This is a genomic window from Pseudorhizobium banfieldiae (genome assembly GCF_000967425.1).
GTDB lineage: Bacteria > Pseudomonadota > Alphaproteobacteria > Rhizobiales > Rhizobiaceae > Neorhizobium > Neorhizobium banfieldiae.
In genome coordinates, this window is record NZ_FO082820.1 from 3,419,420 (window position 1) to 3,442,415 (window position 22,996).

At 62.8% G+C, this 22,996-nt stretch carries 25 protein-coding genes; 9 read left to right on the forward strand and 16 right to left on the reverse strand.

Features of this window, described 5'->3' with window-relative positions:
* Nucleotides 1-12: 12 nt before the first annotated feature.
* The 6 genes from zapE to sdhC all read right to left on the reverse strand — a co-directional run bounded on the left by zapE (nucleotide 13) and on the right by sdhC (nucleotide 5,353).
* Nucleotides 13-1,191 carry a cell division protein ZapE gene (gene zapE, locus NT26_RS16625; RefSeq protein ID WP_052640374.1) on the reverse strand — a complete coding sequence of 393 codons (1,179 nt, stop codon included), beginning with the start codon at nucleotides 1,189-1,191 and terminating at the stop codon, nucleotides 13-15.
* A 27-nt stretch (nucleotides 1,192-1,218) separates the two neighbouring features.
* Nucleotides 1,219-1,743: a protease inhibitor Inh/omp19 family protein gene (locus tag NT26_RS16630; RefSeq protein WP_052640375.1), complete on the reverse strand. Its 525-nt coding sequence runs from the start codon at nucleotides 1,741-1,743 to the stop codon at nucleotides 1,219-1,221.
* Nucleotides 1,744-1,911: 168 nt separating this feature from the next.
* A complete protein-coding gene (locus tag NT26_RS16635) occupies nucleotides 1,912-2,691 on the reverse strand; it encodes a succinate dehydrogenase iron-sulfur subunit (RefSeq protein ID WP_052640376.1) in 780 nt (259 codons plus the stop codon).
* A gap of 18 nt (nucleotides 2,692-2,709) precedes the next feature.
* Nucleotides 2,710-4,563, reverse strand: coding sequence for a succinate dehydrogenase flavoprotein subunit (gene sdhA, locus NT26_RS16640; protein ID WP_052640377.1), 1,854 nt, complete (start codon nucleotides 4,561-4,563; stop codon nucleotides 2,710-2,712).
* A gap of 6 nt (nucleotides 4,564-4,569) precedes the next feature.
* Nucleotides 4,570-4,950 (reverse strand): succinate dehydrogenase, hydrophobic membrane anchor protein, encoded by a 381-nt coding sequence (gene sdhD / locus NT26_RS16645; protein WP_052640378.1) that lies wholly within the window; start codon nucleotides 4,948-4,950, stop codon nucleotides 4,570-4,572.
* Between the two features lie 10 nt (nucleotides 4,951-4,960).
* On the reverse strand, nucleotides 4,961-5,353 hold the full coding sequence (gene sdhC / locus NT26_RS16650) for a succinate dehydrogenase, cytochrome b556 subunit (RefSeq protein WP_052642298.1): 393 nt from the start codon (nucleotides 5,351-5,353) through the stop codon (nucleotides 4,961-4,963).
* A gap of 301 nt (nucleotides 5,354-5,654) precedes the next feature.
* On the opposite strand from sdhC, the gene NT26_RS16655 reads away from it, so the two are divergent.
* A complete protein-coding gene (locus tag NT26_RS16655; RefSeq protein ID WP_152338634.1) occupies nucleotides 5,655-5,987 on the forward strand; it encodes a hypothetical protein in 333 nt (110 codons plus the stop codon).
* Here the strand turns inward: NT26_RS16655 and NT26_RS16660 are convergent.
* The 5 genes from NT26_RS16660 to tsaD are packed head-to-tail and all read right to left on the reverse strand — an operon-like array spanning nucleotide 5,984 to nucleotide 9,474.
* Nucleotides 5,984-6,628: a class I SAM-dependent methyltransferase gene (locus NT26_RS16660; protein ID WP_052640380.1), complete on the reverse strand. Its 645-nt coding sequence runs from the start codon at nucleotides 6,626-6,628 to the stop codon at nucleotides 5,984-5,986. The genes NT26_RS16655 and NT26_RS16660 overlap by 4 nt on opposite strands.
* Nucleotides 6,629-6,635: 7 nt before the next feature.
* Nucleotides 6,636-7,076, reverse strand: coding sequence for an EVE domain-containing protein (locus NT26_RS16665; protein ID WP_052640381.1), 441 nt, complete (start codon nucleotides 7,074-7,076; stop codon nucleotides 6,636-6,638).
* Between the two features lie 4 nt (nucleotides 7,077-7,080).
* Nucleotides 7,081-7,374: a YciI-like protein gene (locus NT26_RS16670; protein WP_052640382.1), complete on the reverse strand. Its 294-nt coding sequence runs from the start codon at nucleotides 7,372-7,374 to the stop codon at nucleotides 7,081-7,083.
* 19 nt (nucleotides 7,375-7,393) lie between these two features.
* Complete coding sequence (locus NT26_RS16675) at nucleotides 7,394-8,380, reverse strand: NAD(P)H-dependent glycerol-3-phosphate dehydrogenase (RefSeq protein WP_052640383.1); 987 nt, start codon at nucleotides 8,378-8,380, stop codon at nucleotides 7,394-7,396.
* A complete protein-coding gene (gene tsaD, locus NT26_RS16680; protein WP_052640384.1) occupies nucleotides 8,377-9,474 on the reverse strand; it encodes a tRNA (adenosine(37)-N6)-threonylcarbamoyltransferase complex transferase subunit TsaD in 1,098 nt (365 codons plus the stop codon). The genes NT26_RS16675 and tsaD overlap by 4 nt, the downstream gene beginning before the upstream one ends.
* Nucleotides 9,475-9,546: 72 nt before the next feature.
* Here tsaD and hemC point away from each other — a divergent pair, with 72 nt between their 5' ends.
* The 6 genes from hemC to NT26_RS16710 all read left to right on the forward strand — a co-directional run bounded on the left by hemC (nucleotide 9,547) and on the right by NT26_RS16710 (nucleotide 15,468).
* A complete protein-coding gene (hemC, locus tag NT26_RS16685) occupies nucleotides 9,547-10,476 on the forward strand; it encodes a hydroxymethylbilane synthase (protein WP_052640385.1) in 930 nt (309 codons plus the stop codon).
* A gap of 4 nt (nucleotides 10,477-10,480) precedes the next feature.
* A complete protein-coding gene (locus NT26_RS16690; protein ID WP_052640386.1) occupies nucleotides 10,481-11,200 on the forward strand; it encodes a uroporphyrinogen-III synthase in 720 nt (239 codons plus the stop codon).
* An 89-nt stretch (nucleotides 11,201-11,289) separates the two neighbouring features.
* Nucleotides 11,290-12,537, forward strand: coding sequence for a COG4223 family protein (locus NT26_RS16695; RefSeq protein WP_052640387.1), 1,248 nt, complete (start codon nucleotides 11,290-11,292; stop codon nucleotides 12,535-12,537).
* An 11-nt stretch (nucleotides 12,538-12,548) separates the two neighbouring features.
* Entirely contained in the window at nucleotides 12,549-14,198 is a 1,650-nt protein-coding gene (locus NT26_RS16700) for a heme biosynthesis protein HemY (protein ID WP_052640388.1), read from the forward strand.
* 11 nt (nucleotides 14,199-14,209) lie between these two features.
* Nucleotides 14,210-14,674 (forward strand): tellurite resistance TerB family protein, encoded by a 465-nt coding sequence (locus tag NT26_RS16705; RefSeq protein ID WP_052640389.1) that lies wholly within the window; start codon nucleotides 14,210-14,212, stop codon nucleotides 14,672-14,674.
* Complete coding sequence (locus NT26_RS16710; RefSeq protein ID WP_052640390.1) at nucleotides 14,674-15,468, forward strand: glutamine amidotransferase; 795 nt, start codon at nucleotides 14,674-14,676, stop codon at nucleotides 15,466-15,468. The genes NT26_RS16705 and NT26_RS16710 overlap by 1 nt, the downstream gene beginning before the upstream one ends.
* Before the next feature lie 20 nt (nucleotides 15,469-15,488).
* Here NT26_RS16710 and NT26_RS16715 read toward each other — a convergent pair whose 3' ends face one another.
* Nucleotides 15,489-16,724 (reverse strand): MFS transporter, encoded by a 1,236-nt coding sequence (locus NT26_RS16715; RefSeq protein WP_052640391.1) that lies wholly within the window; start codon nucleotides 16,722-16,724, stop codon nucleotides 15,489-15,491.
* A gap of 132 nt (nucleotides 16,725-16,856) precedes the next feature.
* On the opposite strand from NT26_RS16715, the gene NT26_RS16720 reads away from it, so the two are divergent.
* Both NT26_RS16720 and NT26_RS16725 read left to right on the forward strand, forming a co-directional pair.
* Nucleotides 16,857-17,147: a YggT family protein gene (locus NT26_RS16720; RefSeq protein ID WP_052640392.1), complete on the forward strand. Its 291-nt coding sequence runs from the start codon at nucleotides 16,857-16,859 to the stop codon at nucleotides 17,145-17,147.
* Nucleotides 17,117-17,458 carry a DUF167 domain-containing protein gene (locus NT26_RS16725; RefSeq protein ID WP_425287716.1) on the forward strand — a complete coding sequence of 114 codons (342 nt, stop codon included), beginning with the start codon at nucleotides 17,117-17,119 and terminating at the stop codon, nucleotides 17,456-17,458. The genes NT26_RS16720 and NT26_RS16725 overlap by 31 nt, the downstream gene beginning before the upstream one ends.
* Before the next feature lies 1 nt (nucleotide 17,459).
* Here NT26_RS16725 and ppa read toward each other — a convergent pair whose 3' ends face one another.
* The 4 genes from ppa to NT26_RS16745 all read right to left on the reverse strand — a co-directional run bounded on the left by ppa (nucleotide 17,460) and on the right by NT26_RS16745 (nucleotide 22,856).
* A complete protein-coding gene (gene ppa, locus NT26_RS16730) occupies nucleotides 17,460-17,993 on the reverse strand; it encodes an inorganic diphosphatase (protein WP_052640394.1) in 534 nt (177 codons plus the stop codon).
* Between the two features lie 102 nt (nucleotides 17,994-18,095).
* Complete coding sequence (locus NT26_RS16735) at nucleotides 18,096-18,605, reverse strand: GNAT family N-acetyltransferase (RefSeq protein ID WP_052640395.1); 510 nt, start codon at nucleotides 18,603-18,605, stop codon at nucleotides 18,096-18,098.
* 189 nt (nucleotides 18,606-18,794) lie between these two features.
* The gene (gene typA / locus NT26_RS16740) at nucleotides 18,795-20,618 is read right to left on the reverse strand and encodes a translational GTPase TypA (protein ID WP_052640396.1); all 1,824 of its coding nucleotides are present in this window, start codon (nucleotides 20,616-20,618) and stop codon (nucleotides 18,795-18,797) included.
* A 135-nt stretch (nucleotides 20,619-20,753) separates the two neighbouring features.
* Entirely contained in the window at nucleotides 20,754-22,856 is a 2,103-nt protein-coding gene (locus NT26_RS16745) for a M3 family metallopeptidase (RefSeq protein ID WP_425287717.1), read from the reverse strand.
* Nucleotides 22,857-22,996: the final 140 nt, after the last annotated feature.

A 22,996-nucleotide genomic window follows, 5' to 3' on the forward strand; every position in this document is an offset into this window, starting at 1 on the left:
TAAACGTAAGATTTATAGAGGCGGCACGGACCTGTTTCGGTGCCGCTGGCGATGCAGCGCGGCGTAGTCAGCACTCCGCATCTCGAAGAGACGGGATACCGTACGATCAAACTCGAAACCCTCGGTGCCGCGTCTTTCGGCCAGAAGGTCTTCCGGTTGGGCGGCCGCCGAGACGTAGAGACGTATGGCATTGTCGTAGAGCGTGTCGACGAGGTTGATGAAGCGCTTCGTCTCGTTGCGCTTTTCCGCGCCGAGCTGCGGCACGCGCTCAAGGAAAACGGAGTCGTAACGCTCAGCAATGGCGAGATAGTCGGCAGCACCCAGCGGGCGTTCACAGAGGTCGGCAAAGGAAAACCGGGCAGTCCGCCCGGCTGCCGCGGGAACCGGGATGGAGCGTCCCTTGCGTGGCACTTCGGACGGCGCCGTCTTCGCCCCGTCCGTTACCTGGTGCCAGGTCGCCTCCATCGTCGCATCCGCCTGAGGACCGAGAGGCGTGACATAGACCGGCAGGTTTGCCAGCTTCTGCATCCGGTAGTCGGTGTCGGAGTCCAGCGTAGTGACCTCGACATGCCTGCGCAGGAGATCGATGAAGGGCAGGAACAGCCCCCTGTTCAAACCATCCTTGTAGAGGTTTTCAGGCGCGACATTGGATGTGGCAACCAGCACGCAGCCGAGCGCGAAAAGCTCCGTGAACAGTCGTGCAAGGATCATCGCGTCGGTAATGTCGGTGACGGAGAACTCGTCGAAGCAGAGCAGCTCCGCTTCCGCATATATCGATGCAGCAACGGGCGGAATCGGATCGGGATCACGCACCTCGCCATTCTTCACCTTCATGCGATGCTCATGGACCCGGCCATGCACATCCGCCATGAACTCATGGAAATGGGCGCGCCGCTTTCGGTCCGTCGCTGCCTGCTTGAAGAACATTTCCATAAGCATGGTCTTGCCGCGGCCGACGCTGCCGTGGATGTATAGCCCGCGGATCGGTTTCGGCCGTCCGCTGCCCTTGGCAAACAACCAGCCGAGCGCACTCTTCTTCTTGGCAGGGCGAGCATCGCGAAGGTCACCCAAGACCCGGTCCAGCTTGGCCGCAACATCCAGTTGGGCACGGTCCGGCGTCAGCTTCCCGGCCTCCGCCAGGGCCTTCAACTCCTCTACGACGCTGTGCGTGTAGTCGGGGATAACGTCCATGAAATGCTGCGGCGTTCCCTGAGCCGGTTAGCGGCTCAGGTTGACCGGTTGGCCCGAATTGGTGGTGCCGTCGAAGCGGTTATCGGCGGACTTGTAGACACGGCCGATCACGTTGCCCGAGCGATCCTTGAACTGCACCATCTTGCCCGACACTTCCCAGGATCCCATCGTCGTGAGCTCTCCCGCACAACCGCGAGTGCCGCCGCGGGAACCGCTGCCGAGATTGGTGAGCGTCAGGAACATGTCGCAGGATGAACCGGCATAGGAGACGCGCCAGTTGCCGACCATCTGTTCCTTGGTGACATCGAGCGCCGTGGCCGGAGCAGCCGAAGCATTCGGGTCAAGCGCGGCGGTCTCCTGCTGCGGGGCCGTCGGGAACTGGCTTGCACCACCCGGCGGCGGCAGCTGGTTGGACTGTACAGAGGGGACGGGCTGCGCCTGCAGGGGAGCGGGCTGTGACGGCAGATTGTCGTACGGGCTATAGGAAGTGCGCTGGCAACCCGCCAGGGCGACGGCGACTACCAAGCCGGTTGCGACATATCTGAACTTCATCATTCACTCCGTTCTTTGCCTGCTGCCGTTGCTATGGATGAAAGACGGCGGAATTATCGCGAAGAGCTGTCTCAAATCAAGACAGGGCGGAACTCTCCGCCCTGAGATGCCCTTGATGCGGAACATGGGCCAGCGCTGCTCAACATCAAGCAATGATCTCGCATTTCTCTAGACACGGCGCTCGACCATCATCTTTTTGATCTCAGCGATCGCCTTGGCCGGGTTCAATCCCTTCGGACAGGTCTGCGCGCAGTTCATGATCGTATGGCAGCGATAGAGCCGGAACGGATCCTCGAGGTTGTCCAGACGCTCGCCCTTCGCCTCATCGCGCGAGTCGATGAGCCAGCGATAGGCCTGCAGCAGGACAGCCGGGCCGAGATAGCGGTCGCCGTTCCACCAGTAGCTGGGACAGGAGGTGGAGCAGCAGGCGCAGAGAATGCACTCGTAGAGCCCGTCGAGCTTCAGCCGGTCCTCATGGCTCTGCTTCCACTCCTTCGCCGGCGGCGGCGAAACCGTCTTCAGCCAAGGCTCGATCGAACGGTGCTGCGCATAGAAGTTCGTCAGGTCCGGCACGAGGTCCTTCACCACCGGCATGTGCGGCAGCGGGTAGACCTTCACCGTGCCGTTGATGTCGTCCATGCCCTTGGTGCAGGCCAGCGTGTTCGAGCCGTCGATGTTCATCGCGCACGAGCCGCAGATACCCTCACGGCAGGAGCGGCGGAGCGTCAGCGTCGGATCAATGTTGTTCTTGATGTAGAGAAGACCATCGAGCACCATCGGTCCGCAGTCGTCGATGTCGACATAGTAGGTGTCGATCCGAGGGTTCTGGCCGTCGTCCGGATTCCAGCGATAGATCCGGTACTCGCGAAGATTGGTGGCGCCGTCCGGCTTCGGCCAGACCTTGCCTTCGGTCATCTGCGAGTTCTTCGGTAGAGCGAGTTCAACCATGTCCGGGTCCTCTCGGGATCAGTAGACGCGGGCCTTGGGCTCGATCTTCGCAGGATCGATGCCATCGGCAATGAGTTCCGTATGAACCGGGCGATAGTCCAGCTTCACGTCGCCGGCTTCGTTGACCCAGGCAAGCGTATGCTTGCGCCAGTTCACGTCGTCGCGACCGCCGAACGGGCCTTCCGTAAAGTCCTCGCGGGCGTGGCTGCCACGGCTTTCCTTGCGTGCTTCGGCGCCGTAGACGGTGGTGATGGCGTTCGCCATCAGGTTCTCCAGCTCCAGCGTCTCCACGAGGTCGGAATTCCAGATCATCGAGCGGTCGGTGACCTTGACGTCCTTCAGCTCTCCCCAGATCGATGACATGCGGCGGCAGCCGGATTCCAGCGACTCCTGCGTGCGGAAGACGGCAGCATCTTCCTGCATGGTTCGCTGCATCTTGTCGCGCAGCACCGCTGTCGGCGTTCCGCCATTGGCGTTCCGAAGGCGGTCAAAGCGGTCCATGATCTTGTCGCAGGCGGCAGTGTTGAGCGCCGGCACGGGTGCTGCCCGGTCGATCACCTCGCCTGCCCGGATTGCGGCGGCACGGCCGAAAACGACAAGGTCGATCAGCGAGTTCGAACCAAGACGGTTTGCACCATGAACCGACGCGCAGCCGGCCTCGCCGACCGCCATCAGGCCAGGAGCGATCCGCTCCGGATTAGCGCTGTCCGCGTTCAGGACCTCACCCCAGAAATTCGTCGGGATGCCGCCCATGTTGTAGTGCACGGTCGGCAGGACGGGGATCGGCTCGCGGGTGACGTCGACGCCGGCGAAAATCTTGGCGCTCTCCGAGATACCCGGCAGGCGTTCGTGCAGAACAGCCGGATCCAGGTGATCGAGATGCAGGAAGATGTGGTCCTTGTTCTTGCCGACGCCGCGCCCCTCGCGGATCTCCAGCGTCATGCAGCGGGAAACGACATCGCGCGAGGCCAGGTCCTTGGCGGAGGGCGCATAGCGCTCCATGAAACGCTCGCCTTCGGAGTTGACGAGGTAGCCGCCCTCGCCGCGCGCGCCTTCGGTAATCAGACAGCCGGATCCGTAGATGCCTGTCGGGTGGAACTGGACGAACTCCATGTCCTGCAGCGGCAGCCCGGCACGCGCGATCATGCCGCCACCGTCTCCGGTGCAGGTATGCGCGGAAGTCGCCGAGAAGTAGGCGCGGCCATAACCACCGGTTGCCAGCACCACCATCTTGGCGGCGAAGCGATGGATCGTGCCGTCGTCCAGATTCCAGGCGACGACCCCTGTGCAGCGGCCGTCGTCCGACATGATCAGGTCGAGCGCGAAGTACTCGATGAAGAATTCGGCATTGTTGCGCAGCGACTGGCCGTAGAGCGTGTGCAGGATCGCGTGTCCTGTACGGTCTGCGGCAGCGCAGGTGCGCTGCACCGGCGGACCGGCGCCGTAGTTCTGCATGTGACCGCCGAATGGCCGCTGGTAGATCTTGCCTTCCTCGTTACGGGAAAACGGCACGCCGTAATGTTCCAGCTCGTAAACAGCCTTCGGCGCTTCCATGGCGAGATATTGCATGGCATCGACATCGCCCAGCCAGTCGGAGCCCTTGACGGTATCGTAGAGGTGCCACTGCCAGCAATCCGGCGTCATGTTGGTCAGCGAGGCGGCGATGCCACCCTGTGCAGCCACGGTGTGGGAACGCGTCGGGAAGACCTTGGTGATGCAGGCCGTCTTAAAGCCCTGCTCGGCCATGCCGAGCGTCGCCCTGAGGCCCGCGCCGCCGGCGCCCACGACAATCACGTCATAGGAGTGGTCGACATAGGTATAGGCCTTGCCGGTCTGGGATGTCCCCTGCGCAATGGGAGTGATCGATGCCATGGCGGATTATCCTGCAAATGCGATTTTCAGGACGGCGATAAGACAGAGACCGCCGATCAGAAGCGAGAAGGAAGCGTTGAGGATGAAAAGCACGACCTTCATACCCTCGTTATGGACATAGTCCTGGATCACCTCTTCCATGCCGAGGCGCATGTGGATCACTGTCGCCAGCACCGTCAGCGCGTTGATCGCGGCAACGAATGGGTTGGCCAGAGCGCCAATGACCTCCGCATAGGGACGACCCACATACATGATCAGGAAGACGATGTAGAAAAGGACAAGCGGAACAAGCGCGACCGATGTGGTGCGAACTTTCCAGAAGTGATCAGTACCGCTTTTGGCAGAGCCAAGGCCACGGACCTTGCCGAGGGGCGTACGCATATCCATGAACTTCTCCTCAGCGAACCATGACGACGACGATCCAGACGAGGATCGTGAGCGCGATCGAAGCGGCAAGATTGGCCTTGGCGAGCTTCGTCGAGAATTCCTTCTCGAAGCCGTAGCCGAGGTCCCACATGATGTGGCGCAGGCCGCCGAGCAGGTGGTGCAGCAAGGCCCATGTAAAGCCGAAGAGGATGATCTGGCCGACCAGCGACCCAAACAGCGCATTCGCCTGATTGAAGCTTTCCTCACCGGAAGCAGCGGCGACGAGCCAGGCAGCGATGAGAATCATGCCGAAGTAGAGAGCAGCACCGGTAATGCGGTGCATGATCGACATCGCCATGGTTGGAATGAACCTGTAAACCTGCAGATGCGGCGACAGGGGCCGGTTTTTCGTCACATTCGCCATCAGGACCTCGCGGCGTTGAAGCGGCATGCGGGCGTTGCACCCGCCAATGCACCATGCCGAAGAAATGTGCATTGCATCATTGAGCGTGGTTTAATGCCCGATATACCCTACGACAAGCGAATTCAAACGGATTTCAAATTTAAATCGATTGGGGTCGAAACCCTTCAATCCCCGCCTCTTCCGCCCCGCGGATTAACCAAATCCGGCAATAGCCCCACAGCCATGGCGACTTCCCTAGGACAACTGTGTTAACCTTCCGTTAACGCTTGAACTGGAGGTCATGATGACCGGAAAACCTTTCATGATGGCCGCACTCGCATGCTGCCTCGCGATATCCGCAGCCTATCCCGCTTTTGCCGGAAACGGCTGGAACAGCTCCTCGCGCGGCTTCGGCCATCACCACTATCAAAAGGCCGGTCCGTCCGTAGGCTATTCCAGCCCCGTCACGCATCTTCGGCGCATCGGTACTTTCAGCCGATCCGTCTGGGTCATCAATCGCAACGGGCCAGCAACGCCCGCACCGATTCTCGCACCCAAGGCAACTATCATCCACGTCGGCAGCGGCCTGAGGCTCGGCGGATCGGCGAATGCATGTTCCTACGAAGCCGGCGTCTGCGTCATCCGCGGCAACTAGGTGAGCCGCCAGACCGTCGTCTTCTTCACCTCGCTGTCTTCCAGCGCCCGCGTGACCGCCACCTCATAGGTAGCAAGCCCCTCGAGGCAGTCCTGCGGCAGGTAGCTCCGGCCCGGATCGCCGACCAGCACGACAACACCCTGCCCGGCCAGCCGCTTGAACCAGGGCAGGAGGCGATCCGCAAAGCTCTTGTCGTAGAACACGTCCCCTGCCAGAACCACGTCGGCATCGACAGCGCAGCCGACCACGTCCTCACCGGTAAAGTTCAGGACCACCCCGTTAGCCGCGGCATTCAACGCAACGGCGCCAGAGCTCCACGGGTCGATATCGGCTGCGAAGACGTCTACCGCCCCCGCAAGGCCGGCCGCGATGGCGACGAGACCGGAGCCCGTCGCAACATCCAGCACGCGTTTTCCCCTCACAGTCTCCGGATGATCGAGGATGTAGCGGGCCAGTCCCTGGCCGCCTGCCCAGGCGAAGGCCCAGAATGGGGGAGGAAGGCCGATCGCCTCCAGTTCCTCCTCCGTCTTTTGCCAGAGGTCGTGCGCTTCGTCCGCAAGATGCAGCCGGATTTCCGGCACATGCGGCGGCGCCTGCAGCGTCGTGTTGGCAAGAATGAAGCTGCGCGGATCGGTCTTCACGCCGAGGTCATTCCGGCGAGCGAGGCGGGTTCTCCAACCCGCCGAGGCGGCAAATCTCCAGGTATTCTTCATCCGTCACGGGCTGCACGGACAGCCGCATGGAGGTCACCAGCGACATCGTCTCGAACTTCGGGTTCGCCTTGATGTCCTTCAGCGTCACCGGCTTCGGCATGTCGCACACGGCACGGATGTCGACGCAGTCCCAGCGCGCGTCATCCCCTGCCGTGGAATCGGGATGGCTGAGTGCACAGACCTCGACGACCCCGACGATCTCCAGCCCCTCGTTGGAATGATAGAAAAAGCCCTTGTCGCCAAGCTTCATCGCCCGCATGTTGTTACGGGCCTGGTAGTTGCGGACGCCTGTCCATTCCTCGCCGGCCTCGCCCTTGGCCTTCTGCATTTCCCATGACCAGACATTCGGCTCGGACTTGAAAAGCCAGTACGCCATCGCCTCAGGCCTCCGGCTTGTTGAAGACCCAGTTGTAGGGCTTCACCTCGACCTTCTCGAAGAGGCCCGCCTGGTAATACGGATCGGCCTCGGCAAGCGCTCTCGCTGCCGCCATGTCTTCCGCTTCGACGATCACAAGGCTGCCGTTGGGCTTGCCGTCGTCGTCAAGGAACGGGCCAGCCATCTTCAGCGTGCCTTCGGCATTCAGTTTGTTGAGGTGCTCGAGATGCGCCGGGCGGGTGTCCATCCGTACGTTGAGATGGCCGGGCTTGTCGGTGCAGAGGAAGGCGAAAAGCATCAGGAATTCTCTCCGTTGGTCATTCGGTGGTGATCGGACGGGTCATCAGCCGCTCGACCGCTTCGGGTATGGCAAGTTTTTCGGCGATGATGTCGGCAACGGCATTGGTGATAGGCAGGTCTACGCCTTGCCTTCTGCCCAAGTCCGCGGCGACCGCCGCGGCGAACGCACCTTCGACCAGTTCGCTGCTCCCGCCATTATGCGTCTGCTGGCCGAGCGCGATCCCGTAGCGAAGGTTGCGGGACTGGTGGCTGGTCCCCGTCAGGACGAGATCGCCCAGTCCCGACAGTCCACGCACCGTCTCCGCTTTCCCGCCCATGCGGTCCACCAGACGCGACATCTCGGCAAGTCCGCGGGAAATGAGGGCGGCACGCGCGGATTCACCGAGCCCCGCACCCTCCACGATCCCGCAAGCGATCGCCAGGACATTCTTGAGCGCACCGCCCAACTGAACACCGACACGGTCTGCCGACGCATAGAGCCGGAATGTCGGGGTTGAAAGGGACTGGGCGAGCCTTTCAGCAAGATCGGCATCACGCGCCGCAATGGTCATCGCCGTCGGAAGGCCACGGGCGATATCCGCCGCGAAGCCGGGACCGCTCAGGGCAGCGGCTGGCCTTCCACTCAATTCCCGTTCCAGCACATCGGTCAGCAGCGCTCCGGATGCACGCTCCAGCCCCTTCGCACAGGTGACGACGGCGGCATCATGTTTGAGATAGGGAGCATAATGGCGGGCGGCATCCGCCTGCGCCTGCGACGGCATTACAAAGAGGACGATGTCCGCCTCTGAAATCGCGTCCGGCTCCGCCGAAAACTCCAGCGCATCCGGAAGCGGAACACCCGGCAAGGCACCGTCATGCATCCGCAAGTCGCGCAGGTCACTCATCAGGGCCGGATTGCGGCCGACCAGCGTGACCTTGAGGCGGTCCTGCAGGGCCATGACTGCGGCGAGCGCCGTGCCGAAGGCTCCGGCGCCAATGACGACCACGTTCTCGGATGGCGTCATGCCTTTGCTCCCCGTTTGCCGGACCCAAGCACGGTCTGTGCGCTCATGTCGAGTGGCCAGCGCGACCGCGGCTGGATATCGAGCGGATCGGACGGAAGTTCCGCTGCCATCCGCTCCAGACCCGCCCAGGCGATCATCGCGGCATTGTCGGTGCAAAGTCGCATCGGCGGCGCCACGAAGCGAAAGCCGTATTCGAGGCAGAGAGCCTGCAAGGTACGCCGGATCTCCTGGTTGGCAGCCACCCCGCCTGCGACCACCAGGGCCGGCTGGACGCGGTTGTCGGCATATTGGGCGCGGAATCGCGCAAGGCCGCGGCCGATCCGGTCCTGCAGCGTCCGCGAGATCGCCTTCTGGAACGAGGCGCAGATATCTGCGACATCCTTGTCGCTGAGCGGGCCGATCGCTGTCGCCGCCTGCCTGACCGCCGTCTTCAGCCCGGAGAACGAGAAGTCGAGCCGTGCTTCCCCGACCAGCGGCCGCGGCAGTGTGAAGCGATCCGGATCCCCTTCCTGCGCCGCCCGCTCGACGGCCGGTCCGCCGGGATAGGGCAGGCCCAGGAGCTTGGCGGTCTTGTCGAACGCTTCGCCCAGCGCATCGTCGATCGTCGTGCCCCAGCGTTCATACTCTCCGACGCCGCGCACCAGGACGAGCTGCGTGTGGCCACCGGAGACCAGCAGCATCAGGTAGGGAAATGCGAGGCCGTCCGTCAGCCGGGCGGTCAGCGCATGACCCTCGAGGTGGTTGATGGCAAAGAGAGGCTTGCCGGTGACCCGGGCGATCGCCTTGCCGGTCATCAGACCGACGATCAGCCCGCCGATCAGGCCGGGCCCGGCCGTGGCGGCCACGGCATCGATTTCGGAGAGGGAGACCTTTGCCTGCACAAGCGCTTCTTCGACCAGCCCATCCAGCGCCTCGACATGGGCGCGGGCGGCGATCTCCGGCACCACGCCCCCATAGGCACTATGCTCATCGAGCTGCGACAAAACGACATCAGAGAGTGTCTCGCCCCGCCCGTCTTCATGCCGGCAGACCACGGCAGCCGCGGTTTCGTCGCAGCTTGTTTCGATGCCGAGGATACGCAGAAAGGGCGTCATGAGCCTATCGTTGATTGCGGGACAGGGCGAAGCCGGGTACCAAGGCCTCCGGTTAACAACGGACGAAAGCGGATGCAAACAAAACCTTTCCGGATCGGCACGCGCGGCAGCCCGCTCGCGCTGGCGCAGGCAGCGGAAACACGGGCCCGGCTGATGGCCGCGCATGACCTGCCCGAGGAGATGTTCGAGATCGTTGTCCTGTCCACCACGGGCGACCGCGTCACCGACCGGCCGCTGAGCGAGATCGGCGGCAAGGGCCTGTTCACGCTGGAACTGGAGGAGCAGCTTTCATCCGGCGAACTCGATTTCGCCGTTCATTCCTCCAAGGACATGCCGACGGTCCTGCCGGACGGGCTGCATATCTCGGCCTACCTGCCGCGCGAGGATATTCGTGATGCATTGATCGGCCGCACGGCCCCGAGCCTGACTGCTCTGCCCGATGGCGCAACCGTCGGCACGGCCTCACTTCGCCGGCAGGCCCTCGTCCGCCGCATCCGGCCGGACATCCAGGTCACCATCTTCCGGGGCTCCGTCGGCACGCGGCTGCGCAAGCTCGACGAGGGCCATGTCGATGCCACCCTGCTTGCGTTCGCCGGTCTGAAACGGCTGGCAAGGGAAGAAGTCGTCACCGAACTGCTCGATCCGGAGCACTTCCCGCCGGCGCCGGCCCAGGGGGCGATCTGCATCGAGAGCCGCATCGGCGATAGGCGGGTCGATACCCTGCTGGAAGCCGTCAACGACCGGCCCACCTATGACGCCGTCAGTTGCGAGCGTGCCTTCCTGATGGCGCTCGACGGCTCATGCCGCACGCCGATTGCCGGCTACGCCCTCTGCGAAGGGGACGACCTGCGCTTCTCCGGCCTCATCCTGACGCCGGACGGCCAGAAGGAGTACTCCGTGAAGGTCGACGGGGCGCGGGCGGAGGCCGAAGCACTCGGCCGGCGGGCTGGCGAAACCGTGCGGACCGCCGCAGGCCCCGGATTCTTCGAGACCTGGAGCTAGTGCCTTGCGCGTCCTCGTCACCCGCCCAGAACGGGCCGCGGCCAGAACCCTGGAGCGGCTGAGGGCCTTGGGGCACGATCCCGTCGCCTTCCCCGTCACCGCGGCTGAGCAGCATCCGCAGCCGGTACGCGAGGCACTCGAGAAGCCGCACAGTGCGATCCTAGTGACCAGCGCCGAGGCCGTTCGCGTCCTGCGGTCTCTAGACGATACGGTGTCCCGCCACCTCGGAGAAACCGTCTTTGCCGTTGGGGAAGCCACAGCCACGGCGCTGCGTGAGACTGGCTTCTCCGATGTCCGCATTGCGGAGGGGACCGGTGCCAGCATGATACGCCTTTTCGGCGAAGAGTTCACTCATCTGGCTGCGACCTCGCCGCTGCTTTATCTCGCCGGCTATCCTCGTTCGCCCGCCCTGGAAGCAGGCCTCGCCGATCTCGGGGCGGCGGCAAACGTTGTGGAAGCCTATCGAATGCATCCAATCCCGCTAGCGTCCGAGGCGGTGGAGGCGGCTCTCCGCCATCCGCCTGCCGACGCCGTCCTGTTCTACTCGCGGGAGACCGCCAGGCAGTTTTTCAAGGTGACGACCGGTGATGCCCTTGGCGCCCTCCTTGGCGTACCCCTGCTGTGCCTGAGCGCGAATGTCAGCGAGGCCATTCCGGATAACCTGCACTCGAACATTCGCGTTGCAGCGGGTCCGGACGAGGAGAGCCTCCTCGCCCTCCTTTAGTCTGTCACACGGCCCAAAATAGGCTTGGCCCCTTTCCTTCGCACGCCCTCCTTACTAGTTTCAGAAGGAAGTTGCAGAACGAGGTCTTGATGGAACCGGAAAAGCCGAACCGCCGCCCGAAGGCTAAGAAAGAACCGACCACGATCGACCTGACGGCGGAGGAGGCATCGGTCGCCGAGCCCATGCGCAGCAACGATTCCGATAACGGGAGCGACACTTCGACTGAGACTTCCTTCGAGGAGAAGCAGGCGGCAGAAACCGCAGCGAACTCCCCTCCACCAACGCCGGAGAGTGCTGACTCCGAGACCTCGCCTGAGCCAATGCCGACGGAACCCCAGCCGGAGCCGATAGCGGCGCCGGAGGATACAGTGGCCCAGGAGGAAGAGCCCGCACCGCCGGCGCGATCCTCGGGCCCATCGGCTTCAACCCTCGTCGCAGCCGGTATTTTTGGTGGCATCGTCGCGCTCGCCCTCGCCGGTAGCATGCAGTATGCCGGCTATCTCCCCGCCGCAGCACCGTCGCAGGATTCGAGCACGGATATTCAGGCAATGCGCCAGGAAGTCGAAGCCCTTCGTCAGGCGCCGGCTTCAGCTCCTGCTCCCGATCCGGAACTCGCTTCTCGTGTGGACGCCCTCGAGACGGCAGTTGCGCAACGCGCCGGCGACAGCGGACTCGAGGAAAGGCTTGCCTCGCTGGAGCAGCAGTTGCAGTCGGTCCAGAGCGCTTCCCAGGGGACTGCCTCGGAGAATTCTGCGCGCCTGGACGAGTTGCAGGGTCGTCTCGACACAGCCGAGGCAAAGCTGAATGAGCCGGGAGCGGAGGAAGCCGCGGCACGCGCCATTGCTGCTGCCGCCCTGAAGGCTGCCGTCGACCGCGGCGGCGCATTCGCGGGCGAACTCGACACCTTCGCCGCCGTCACGCCCGATCCCCAGGTCGCAGACCAGCTCCGCTCCTATGCCGAGGACGGCGTTCCCACCCACGCTCAGTTGGTGGAACGGTTCGCCTCGGCAAGGGAGGCGATTCTGGATGCCGTTTCCGCGCCACAGGAAGGCCAGGGCATAACCAGCCGGCTGATGTCGAGTGCGCTGTCCGTCGTCAAGGTCCGCCGGACGGGCGATACACAGGGTGACAACCCGGAGGCTATCGTCTCCCGGATGGAAAATGCGCTTCAGTCGGGCGATCTTTCCGCTGCGGCAACCGAATGGAACGCCCTGCCGCAAGAGGCCAAGGATGCGTCGGGCGAATTCAAGCAGGCGCTGGATGCTCGCATGACCGTCGACGGGCTCATTGGCGACGCTCTTACCCGCGCCGTCAGCGAAACCGGCGCACAGAACTGAGGAATGGCAGAATGATCAGATTATTTGCGTTCATCATTGTCGTCCTCGCCCTCGGCTGGGGCTTCGCCTGGCTGGCGGACCGCCCTGGCCTGATTGCGATCACCTGGCAGGATTACCTGATCGAAACGAGCCTGATGGTCGCGGCGACCGCCGTCGCCGCCTTGATTGCGGCGCTCATGATTCTCTGGTGGCTGGTTCAACTCATCTGGACTTCTCCCCATTCCGTGCGTCGTTTTTTCCGCGCCCGCAAGCGTGACAGGGGCTATCAGGCACTCTCCACCGGGCTGATCGCCGCCGGCGCCGGCAATGCCATTCTTGCTCGGAAGATGAGCCTGCGCGCCCAGGGCCTGCTGCGCGCTGACCAGGAGCCGCTGCTCCACCTCCTCGACGCCCAGGCCGCCCTGATCGAGGGGCGCCACGACGATGCGCGCCGGCGCTTCGAACGTATGGCCGAAGACCCCGAGACGCGCGAACTCGGCCTCCGAGGCCTGTATGTTGAAGCGCGCCGCGCCGGAGCCGACGAAGCGGCCCGGCAATATGCTGAACGCGCCGCCGAACACGCGCCCTATCTCCCTTGGGCGGCAGAGGCGACCCTGGAAGCCCGCTGTCGGGAGGGCCGGTGGGACGAAGCCATCCGCCTGCTGGAACAGCAGCGCATAGCCAATGTCATCGACCGGAAGCAGGCAGATCGCTGGAAGGCCGTCCTCCTGACCGCAAAGGCCGGCGAGCGGCTGGAAGCCGACCCCAAGGGCGCCCGCGACGACGCTCTGGCGGCGCTGAAGCTAGCCAAGGATCTGGTCCCCGCCGCCATCATCGCGGCCAAGGCCTATCTGCGCGAAGACAATATCCGTCGAGCCGCATCCGTGCTTGAAGGGGTGTGGAAGGTATCGCCGCATCCGGAGATTGCCAGAACCTATGTCCGGGCCAGAAGCGGTGACAGCGCGGTCGACCGCCTGAAGCGGGCCGAGAAGCTTGAATCGGCCCGTCCCAACAATGTCGAATCCCTGGTCGCCGTCGCCGAAGCCGCCCTCGATGCGCGGGAGCTGAAGCGGGCCCGGGAGAAAGCCGAAGCGGCTTCCCGCATGAGCTCCCGGGAGAGCATCTATCTGCTGCTGGCCGACATCGAGGAAGCTGATACCGGAGATCAGGGCCGCATCCGCCACTGGATGGCACAGGCGCTTCGGGCTCCGCGCGATCCGGCTTGGGTGGCCGACGGTCTCGTATCCGAGCACTGGCTGCCGATGTCGCCCGTTTCCGGCCGCATCGATGCGTTCGAGTGGAAAGTGCCCTTCGGACAACTCGAAGGTTCTGTCGAAGAAGGCGATCTCGCCGGCAGGGCAATTGCGGAACTGCCGCCGGTGACCTCGGAGCCCGAGCCGGAGCCGGAACCCGAGCAGAAGCAATCGGACACGATGATGGACGTGACACCCGCAGCGCCTGCAGAGCCTGAAACGGCGAACGCGCCTGCCGATACCGCGACGGACAGCAAGCACGACGAAAACCGCGTCATCGCGCTTGCTGCAGGCGCGGAACAGAAGGCGCCGCCGGCAAGGAAGGAAGAGGCGGAGCCGGACCCGTTCTTCGGCCGACCGCCGGATGATCCGGGCGTCAAGGATCCGTCCGCATCATCGCACCCCGCCAATCGCCTCCGGCTGTTCTGAGAGGCCGGCCGATGTTCGAGCGCTTCCAGGCCTTCATCCAGAATCTTGCCGCCCGTGAACCGGAGCGCGCATTCGCGCCGGGGGACCCGCGCGTTGCATTTGCAGGCCTCTGTTTTCAGGTCATGGAAGCGGACGGAACCGTCTCGGAGGAGGAGCAAAGACACCTGCGCGACCTGCTCCGGGAGCGCTACGACCTCACCGAAGAGCAACTGACCGAACTGATGGATGCCGGGCGTGACGCAGGGCAGGAGGCGGTGGACTACTACCGCTTCACCTCCGACCTCGGCCGGCACCTCGACCCCGACCAGCGCGTCGAGCTCCTGGGCGTGCTTTGGGACCTCGTTCACGCCGATGGCAAGCGAAGCGAGATGGAGGACCACGTGATTTGGCGGATTGCCGACCTGCTCGGCGTCTCCCCCCGCGATCGCGTTCTGCAGCGACAGGGGGCCGAGGCGCGATCCGAGCCTGAGGCATGATGCCCAAGAGCAGGCCGTCCATCCCCAGCAAGCCACCCGGTGCGCAGCGGAAGCTTCCCGTACTGGTCGTGTTGCACCAGGAGAATTCCTCGTCAGGTCGCGTGGGGCAGATGCTGGTCGAGAAGGGCTTTCCGCTCGACATCCGCCGGCCCGTCCTCGGTGATCCGCTGCCGGAGACACTTGCCGGGCATTCCGGCGCCGTCATCTTCGGCGGCCCGATGAGCGCCAATGATCCCGAACCCTACATCCGCAAGGAAACGGACTGGATCGGAGTGCCGCTGAAGGAAAACAAGCCTTTCCTCGGCATCTGCCTCGGCGCGCAGATGATGGTTCGCCATCTCGGGGGAACGGTCGCGGCACACAAGGACGACCTGGCCGAAATCGGCTGGTATCCTCTCCGGGCGACGGAGCATGGCAGGCTGCTCATGCCGCACTGGCCGCAGATGGTCTATCACTTCCATAGGGAAGGCTTCAGCCTGCCCCACGGCGCGCAACGCCTTGCGGAAGGCGATGCCTATCCCAACCAGGCGATCCGCTATGGCGACAATGCGTGGGGCGTGCAGTTTCACGCCGAACTGACGCGCGCCATGATGCAGCGCTGGGTGGTGCGCGGCGAGCACCGCTTCATCATGCCGAATGCGCAGAAAGGAAGCGAGCATCTCGAGGGGCGGATGATCTTTGATGCGCCGCTCAGGCAGTGGCTCTGGCACTTCCTCGATCTGATCTTTGAACGCGATGCAGCGTCGACGTCCGGAGCGAGGCCGGTTCCGGATGGTCCTCGAGCCGCCTCATAGCAGAATGAACAGCTGAAGCCCTAGCGATCCGGTGCGTCCAGGCTGTCGATCCGGCGCAACTGGGGGAACTTCATGGCCCACATCCACGCCACGGCAAGCGTACCGGCACCGCCGATGACGACGGCGGGCACGGCCCCGATGATGGACGCCATGGTGCCGGCGCGGAACTCGCCGAGTTCGTTCGATGCGCCGACAAACACCATGTTCACGGCATTGACCCGCCCGCGGACCTCGTCCGGAGTCCAGAGCACGATCAGCGTTTCGCGGACGTAGACCGAGATCATGTCCGATGCGCCCATCAGCATAAGTGCCGCGATGGACAGCCATGCCGTCTGCGACAGGCCGAACACGATCGTCCCGGCACCGAACAGGGCAACGCCGATGAACATTGCCGTGCCGGCATGGCTCCGGATGGGGTAGAAGGCAAGCCAGAGGGCGACGGCGACGGCCCCGATGCCGGGTGCCGCACGCAGCAGTCCCAGACCCCAGGGACCGAGCACCAGGATGTCACGCGCGAAGATCGGCATCAGTGCCACGGCACCCCCGAGCAGCACCGCGAACAGGTCGAGCGAGATGGCGCCGAGTACCACCTTTTCCCGGCTGATGAAGTGGAAGCCGGCGAGGATCTCGCTCCAGCTCACCGTCTTCGATCCCGTCCGCTGCGCCGGCTTCGGGATCAGGATCACGAGGATCACCGCCAGCACCATCATCCCGAGCGCGACGGAATAGGCGGCGGTCGCACTGAGGCCGTAGAGAAGGCCTCCGGCCACCGGCCCGACAATGGATGCGGTCTGCCAGGAGGACGAGTTCCAGGCGATGGCGTTGGCGAGATCCCGCTCCGGCACAAGGTTAGGCGCCAGCGACTGCACCGCCGGTCCCATGAAGGCGCGCTCTATGCCGAAGACAGTAAGGATCAGGAAGACCACCCACGGGATGAAGAGACCGGCATTGGTGAGAAAGAGAAGGGCAAGGGCACAGGCAGCTCCCACCGCGAGACAGATGGCGACAATGGCGCGTCGGTTATAACGATCTGCGACGGAGCCCGTCACCAGGATCAACAGCAGCGAAGGCAGGAACTGGAACAGGCCGATCAGCCCGAGGTAGAGTGCGCTGCCGGTCTCGTCATACATCTGCCAGCCAACCGAGACACTGATAATCTGGATCGCGAAGGCAGCAAGGAAACGGGCGGTGAAGAAGCGGGCATAGGATGCATGCCGAAAGGCTGCGAACCGGTCACCAGGTATTGAAGCGGACATTGCGATGAGGCTTTCCAGAGGTGAGCACTGTCCGGACACCCGTTAAACATGATTCGGATGCCCCGCCGGCGCGGCACTTGCTCGTTAGTCCCCCAATGTCTACATGTCTGTCAACTCGAAATGGAGACCTGAATGCTCGCGCTGTTTCAGACGATTGACCTGGCCTTGAACCTCTATACCTGGATCTTGATTGGCAGCGCCATTTTCTCCTGGCTCTATGCCTTCAACGTCATCAATTCCAGCAACCAGTTCGTCAACGCCATCGGCACCTTCCTTTATAACGTGACGGAACCGGTGCTGCGTCCGATCCGCCGCGTCATGCCGGATCTGGGTGGTATCGACATCTCACCGATCATCGTCCTTCTGCTCATCTTCTTCCTGCGTTCGCTGCTATGGACGAGCATCTACCCGATGGTGGCTTGAACCTGCCCTACAGCCGGCATGACGACCATCTTCGCCTCTCTGTCCGACTGACGCCGGGAGGTGGACGCAACAGCATAGACGGCGCAGAAACAGCCGATGACGGAACGGTTTTCCTCAAGGCTCGCGTATCCGCCGTTGCCGAAGGCGGCAAGGCCAACAAGGCGCTGGTCGAACTGCTCGCCAAATCGCTTCGTCTGCCGAAAAGTTCCTTCTCAATCCTCAGTGGCGAAACCGCCCGAAAGAAAATCCTCCGGATCGATGGCGACCCGGAGGATTTGGCAACACGCCTGAGGACCCTGATTGGGGCCTGATTTATTTCTTGGTCTGGAAGCGCTCGATTGCCTCGACGATCAGCTGCTTGGCGACCGAAACATCCTGCCAACCACCGATCTTGACCCATTTGCCGGGCTCAAGATCCTTGTAGTGTTCGAAAAAGTGTTCGATCTGCTTGAGGGTGATGTCCGGCAGGTCGCTGTAGTTTTCGATCTTGTCGTAGCGGCGGGTCAGCTTCGGCACCGGGACAGCGATGATCTTCTCGTCCTTGCCGCCATCGTCTTCCATCACCATGACGCCGATGGGGCGGACGTTGATGACGCAGCCGGGAATGAGCGGGCGCGTATTGCAGATGAGCACGTCGATCGGGTCGCCATCTTCGGACAGCGTATGGGGCACGAAGCCGTAGTTCCCCGGATAGGTCATCGGGGTGTAGAGGAAGCGATCGACGACCAGTGCGCCGGCGTCCTTGTCCATTTCATACTTGATGGGATGGCCGCCCACTGGCACTTCGACGATGACATTGACGTCATCAGGCGGGTTCTTCCCTACGGAAATTGCATCGATACGCATTCTTCTCCCCGGGTGAGGTATGACGATGCGCCTCGATACTGGGTATTATGCTGCAAGGCAACAAGGCTTTGGTCTCGGGGAGAAACGCTTACGCGCTCCCAGTCAACGCGGCCAGACGAACCCGATCTTGCGCAGTGACGTCCCGCCGAAATCCTCCATGCCCTCCACCATGTCGAGCCCACCATGGCGGCGGAAGAAGCGCGCGGCATGTTCGCTGTCTTCAAGGCACCAGACTACCAGACCGTCGCAGCCCAGCGATTTGAGGAGACGCCGGCTTTCGCCGAACAAGCGACGGCCGAGGCCTATTCCCTGGAATTCCGGGCGCAGGTAGATCTCGTAGACCTCGCCGTCGTAGGGGAGCGCTTTCGCACGGTTGAGCCCTATCGTGGCATAGCCGGCAATCGTTCCGGCGACTTCGAGCACGAGAAGTGTCGCAGGCCCACGTGTCGCCTTGCGCCACCAGGCCTCGCCCCGGCGCTCCAGCATCTGGATCAGCGGCTTGTGCGGAATGAGGCCAGCATAGGCCTGGTTCCACGAGACGCGGTGCGCGTCGGCTATCGCGCACGCATCTTGCGGCTCCGCTCGCCGCACATCGATCGACAACGTCTTCATAACGCCACTCTGGACCCGATCATCGGGCTTCGCGAGATATGATAAAGCGTCAGAACGGCTGTCCCCAGCATTGGTTCTGGCGCCTTCGAGACGAAGTTAACGCTTTTTTTACGATGGGAACAAGGGTGTGCGGGATTAAGACACAAAAAGAAAACCCGGCGGATCGCCGGGTTCTCGAAGGTCGATGTCTTAGCCGGCCAGTTTGGCCTTCTCGAAGCGCTTGCGATCGTTCGGATCGAGATAGAGCTTGCGAAGCCGGATGGACTTCGGCGTCACCTCCACCAACTCGTCGTCCTGAATCCACGAAAGAGCGCGCTCCAGCGTGAACTTGATCGGCGGCGTGAGCTTCACCGCGTCGTCCTTGCCGGCGGCGCGGATGTTGGTGAGCTTCTTGCCCTTCAGCACGTTCACGTCGAGATCATTATCACGGCTGTGGATGCCGATGATCATGCCTTCGTAGACCTTCTCGCCGGCGTCAATGATCATCGGGCCGCGGTCCTCGAGGTTGAACAGCGCATAGGCAACGGCTTCGCCGGATTCATTGGAGAGCAGCACGCCGTTCACACGACCACCGATCTCGCCCTTGTACGGCTGGTACTCGTGGAACAGCCGGTTCATGACGGCGGTGCCACGGGTGTCGGTCAGGAGTTCCGACTGGTAGCCGATCAGGCCGCGGGTCGGGGCATAGAAGCGCAGGCGAACGCGGTTGCCGCCCGACGGACGAAGCTCGACCATCTCGGCCTTTCGCTCCGACATCTTCTGGACGACGACTCCGGAATGCTCCTCGTCCACGTCGATGACAACTTCCTCGACCGGCTCCATCATCTGGCCAGTCGCTTCGTCCTTGTGCATGACGACGCGCGGACGCGACACGGCAAGCTCGAAGCCCTCGCGGCGCATGTTTTCGATCAGAACGGCAAGCTGAAGCTCACCCCGTCCGGAGACATAGAAGGAGTCCTTGTCGGCCGACTCCTCGATCTTCAGCGCGACATTGCCTTCCGCTTCCTTGTACAGGCGATCACGGATGACGCGGCTCGTCACCTTGTCGCCTTCGGTGCCGGCAAGCGGGCTGTCGTTGACGATGAAGGACATGGTCACGGTCGGCGGGTCGATCGGCTGTGCAGCCATCGGCTCCGTGACGGACGGATCGCAGAAGGTATCGGCAACGGTGCCCTTGGAGAGGCCAGCGATCGCGACGATATCGCCGGCATGGGCCTCCTCTATCGGCTGGCGCTCGATGCCGCGGAAGGCCAGAATTTTCGAGATACGGCCGCTTTCGATCAGTCTGCCGTCCTGGCCGAGAACCTTCACCGCCTGGTTCGGCTTGATCGAACCGGAAGCGATACGGCCGGTAATGATGCGGCCCAGGAAGTTGTTGGCTTCCAGGATGGTACCGATCATCCGGAACGGGCCTTCCTCGACGGTCGGCTCGGGAACGTGCTTCAACACGAGGTCGAGCAGCGGCGCCATACCTTCGTCCTGCGGGCCTTCCGGATTGACGTTCATCCAGCCGTTGCGGCCCGAGCCGTAGAGGATCGGGAAGTCGAGCTGCTCGTCAGTCGCGTCAAGGTTGGCGAAGAGGTCGAAGACTTCGTTCAGCACTTCCTCGTGACGACCATCCGGGCGGTCGATCTTGTTGATGGCCACGATCGGCTTCAGGCCGACCTTGAGCGCCTTGCCGACGACGAACTTGGTCTGCGGCATCGGGCCTTCGGACGCGTCGACGAGAACGATCGCGCCATCCACCATCGAAAGGATACGCTCGACCTCCCCGCCAAAGTCGGCGTGGCCGGGGGTGTCGACGATGTTGATGCGGTGACCCTTCCAATCGATGGAAGTCGCCTTCGCAAGGATCGTGATACCGCGTTCTTTCTCGATGTCGTTGGAATCCATGACGCGTTCCATGACGCGCTGGTTCTCTCGGAAGGTGCCCGACTGCTTCAGCAGCTCGTCAACAAGCGTCGTCTTTCCATGGTCAACGTGCGCGATAATCGCGATGTTGCGGATTGCCATATAGTATATCTCTGAGTTGGGGGGCGCTACTTGTGGGAGGAGAGCGCCAATTTCGTTGGCGCCTCATACCTCGTTTTTCGCAATTGCGAAAGAGGGGAGCCCCTATTCTTCCGGAACAGCAGTCATGCACTTGCGTCAGGCGTCGCTACCGGAGAGTTCCTCCACCATCGCCAGCCCTTTCTTGCGAAGCATGGCTTGCGGGTCCGGCAGCTTGCCGCGAAAGGCCTTGTAGGCATCTTCGGGATCGACCGATCCGCCGACAGAGTAGATGTTGTTCTTCAGCTTGCGCGCCATGACCGGATCGAAGGCATCGCCCGCTTCCTCGAACGCGGCAAACGCGTCCGCATCAAGCACTTCCGACCACATGTAGGAATAGTATCCGGCCGAATAGCCGTCGCCCGAGAAGACGTGCTGGAAATGCGGCGTGGCGTGGCGCATCACGATCGACTGCGGCATGCCAATCTTGTCCAGAACCTCCGCCTGGACCTGCATGGGATCGCCTACCTCGCCGCGCGTATGGAAGGCCATGTCGACCAGCGCCGACGACGTGAATTCGACAGTCGCAAAACCGGCATTGAAGGTGCGCGCCGCCAGAACCTTCTCGAGCAGTTCCTTCGGCATCGGCTCGCCGGTCTCGTAGTGGACCGCATACTTCTCCAAAATTTCCGGCACCGTCAGCCAGTGCTCGTAGAGCTGCGACGGCAGCTCCACAAAGTCTCGTGCCACGCCGGTTCCGGCGACCGAAGGATAGGTCACCTTCGAAAGCATGCCGTGCAGGGCATGTCCGAATTCATGGAACAGCGTGCGCGCATCGTCCAGCGACAGAAGCGCCGGCCTGCCGGCTGCGGGCTTCGCGAAGTTGCAGACATTGTAGATGATCGGGATCTCGCCCTTCTTGCCGTTCTTCAGCGGCAGCCTGTGCTGCGACTGGAAGGAGCTCATCCAGGCGCCGGACCGCTTGGACGACCGGGCAAAGTAGTCGCCGAGGAACAGAGCCGTCAGCGCACCCTCCTCGTCGCGGATCTCGAACACACGCACGTCCGGATGATAGGCAGGCACGTCCCTCACCTCGGTTGCGCGGATGCCGAACAGCCGCTCGGCCACATCGAAGCAAGCCTGGATGACCTTCTCGAGCTGGAGGTATGGCTTGAGCTCGGTTTCGGAGAAGTTGAAGGTGCGGTGGCGCAGCCTCTCGGCGTAGAACCGCCAATCCCAGGGCATCACCTCGTGGTTGCCGCCCTCTTCCGCGACAAGACCGGCAAGGCTCGCTTCCTCTTCCAGTGCCCGGTTCCGCGCCTTTTCCCAAACAGCCATAAGCAGGTCGTTCACCGCCTCCGGCGTCTTCGCCATGGTATTGTCGAGCTTGAAGGCGGCGAAGCTGTCATAGCCCAACAGCTTGGCGCGTTCGACCCGCAGGCCAAGCGTCTCCTTCACGATCGCAAGATTGTCCGTCTCACCGCCATTCGCACCGCGTGCAGTCCATGCCTTGAACGCCTGCTCCCGCAGATCCCTGCGCTCCGAAAAAGTCAGGAAGGGCTCGATGATCGAGCGCGACAGCGTCACGACGTAACCGTCCTCGCGGCCATGGTCACGCGCAGCCGAGGCCATGGCATCGCGGAGGAAGGCCGGAAGGCCGGCGAGTTCGGCTTCGTCAGAAAGATGAAGTTGCCAGTTCTTCTCATCCGCCAGCACGTTCTGCCCAAACTTCGCTCCGAGACCCGCAAGCTTCTCGTTGATCGCCGCAAGCCGCTCCTGTTCCGGCTTGGGAAGCTTGGCACCTGTACGGACAAATCCTTTCCAGTGTCGCTCGAGAACCCGCTCCTCCTCGACAGTCAGGCCGAGGCTTTCCCGCTTCTCCCAGAGGTCATCGACCCGTTTGAACAACGCCTCATTCATCGCGATCTTGGAGTAATGCCGCGACATCTTCGGCGCGATTTCCCGCTCCAGCGCCTGGATCACATCGTTGGTATGGGCGCCGGCCTTGTTCCAGAACAGCGCCGAGATACGCGACAACTCATCACCGGCGATCTCAAGCGCAATGATGGTGTTCTCCATCGTCGGCTCGCGCGGATCGGAAGCGATGTCGTTGATTTCGGCATCATGCTTCGCCATCGCAGCATCGAACGCGCCTGCGAAATCCTCGTCCTTCACAAGGTCGAAGCGCGGCAGGCCTTCGTGCCCGGTCCAGTCGATCAGGGCGGGATTGATGTGAAGCTGCGGCATGCGGAATTCCTTCATGATGATCTTCGGTGCCTCGCGATCAGGCTGTCACCGATCTATCTGGGAAGCTAGACGATCCATGCAAGCTGCCAAGCGCAATTCTCACGATCACTAATTCGCCCCTGCTCTTGCCTGAAGGGGGAAAGGGAGTATCTCTG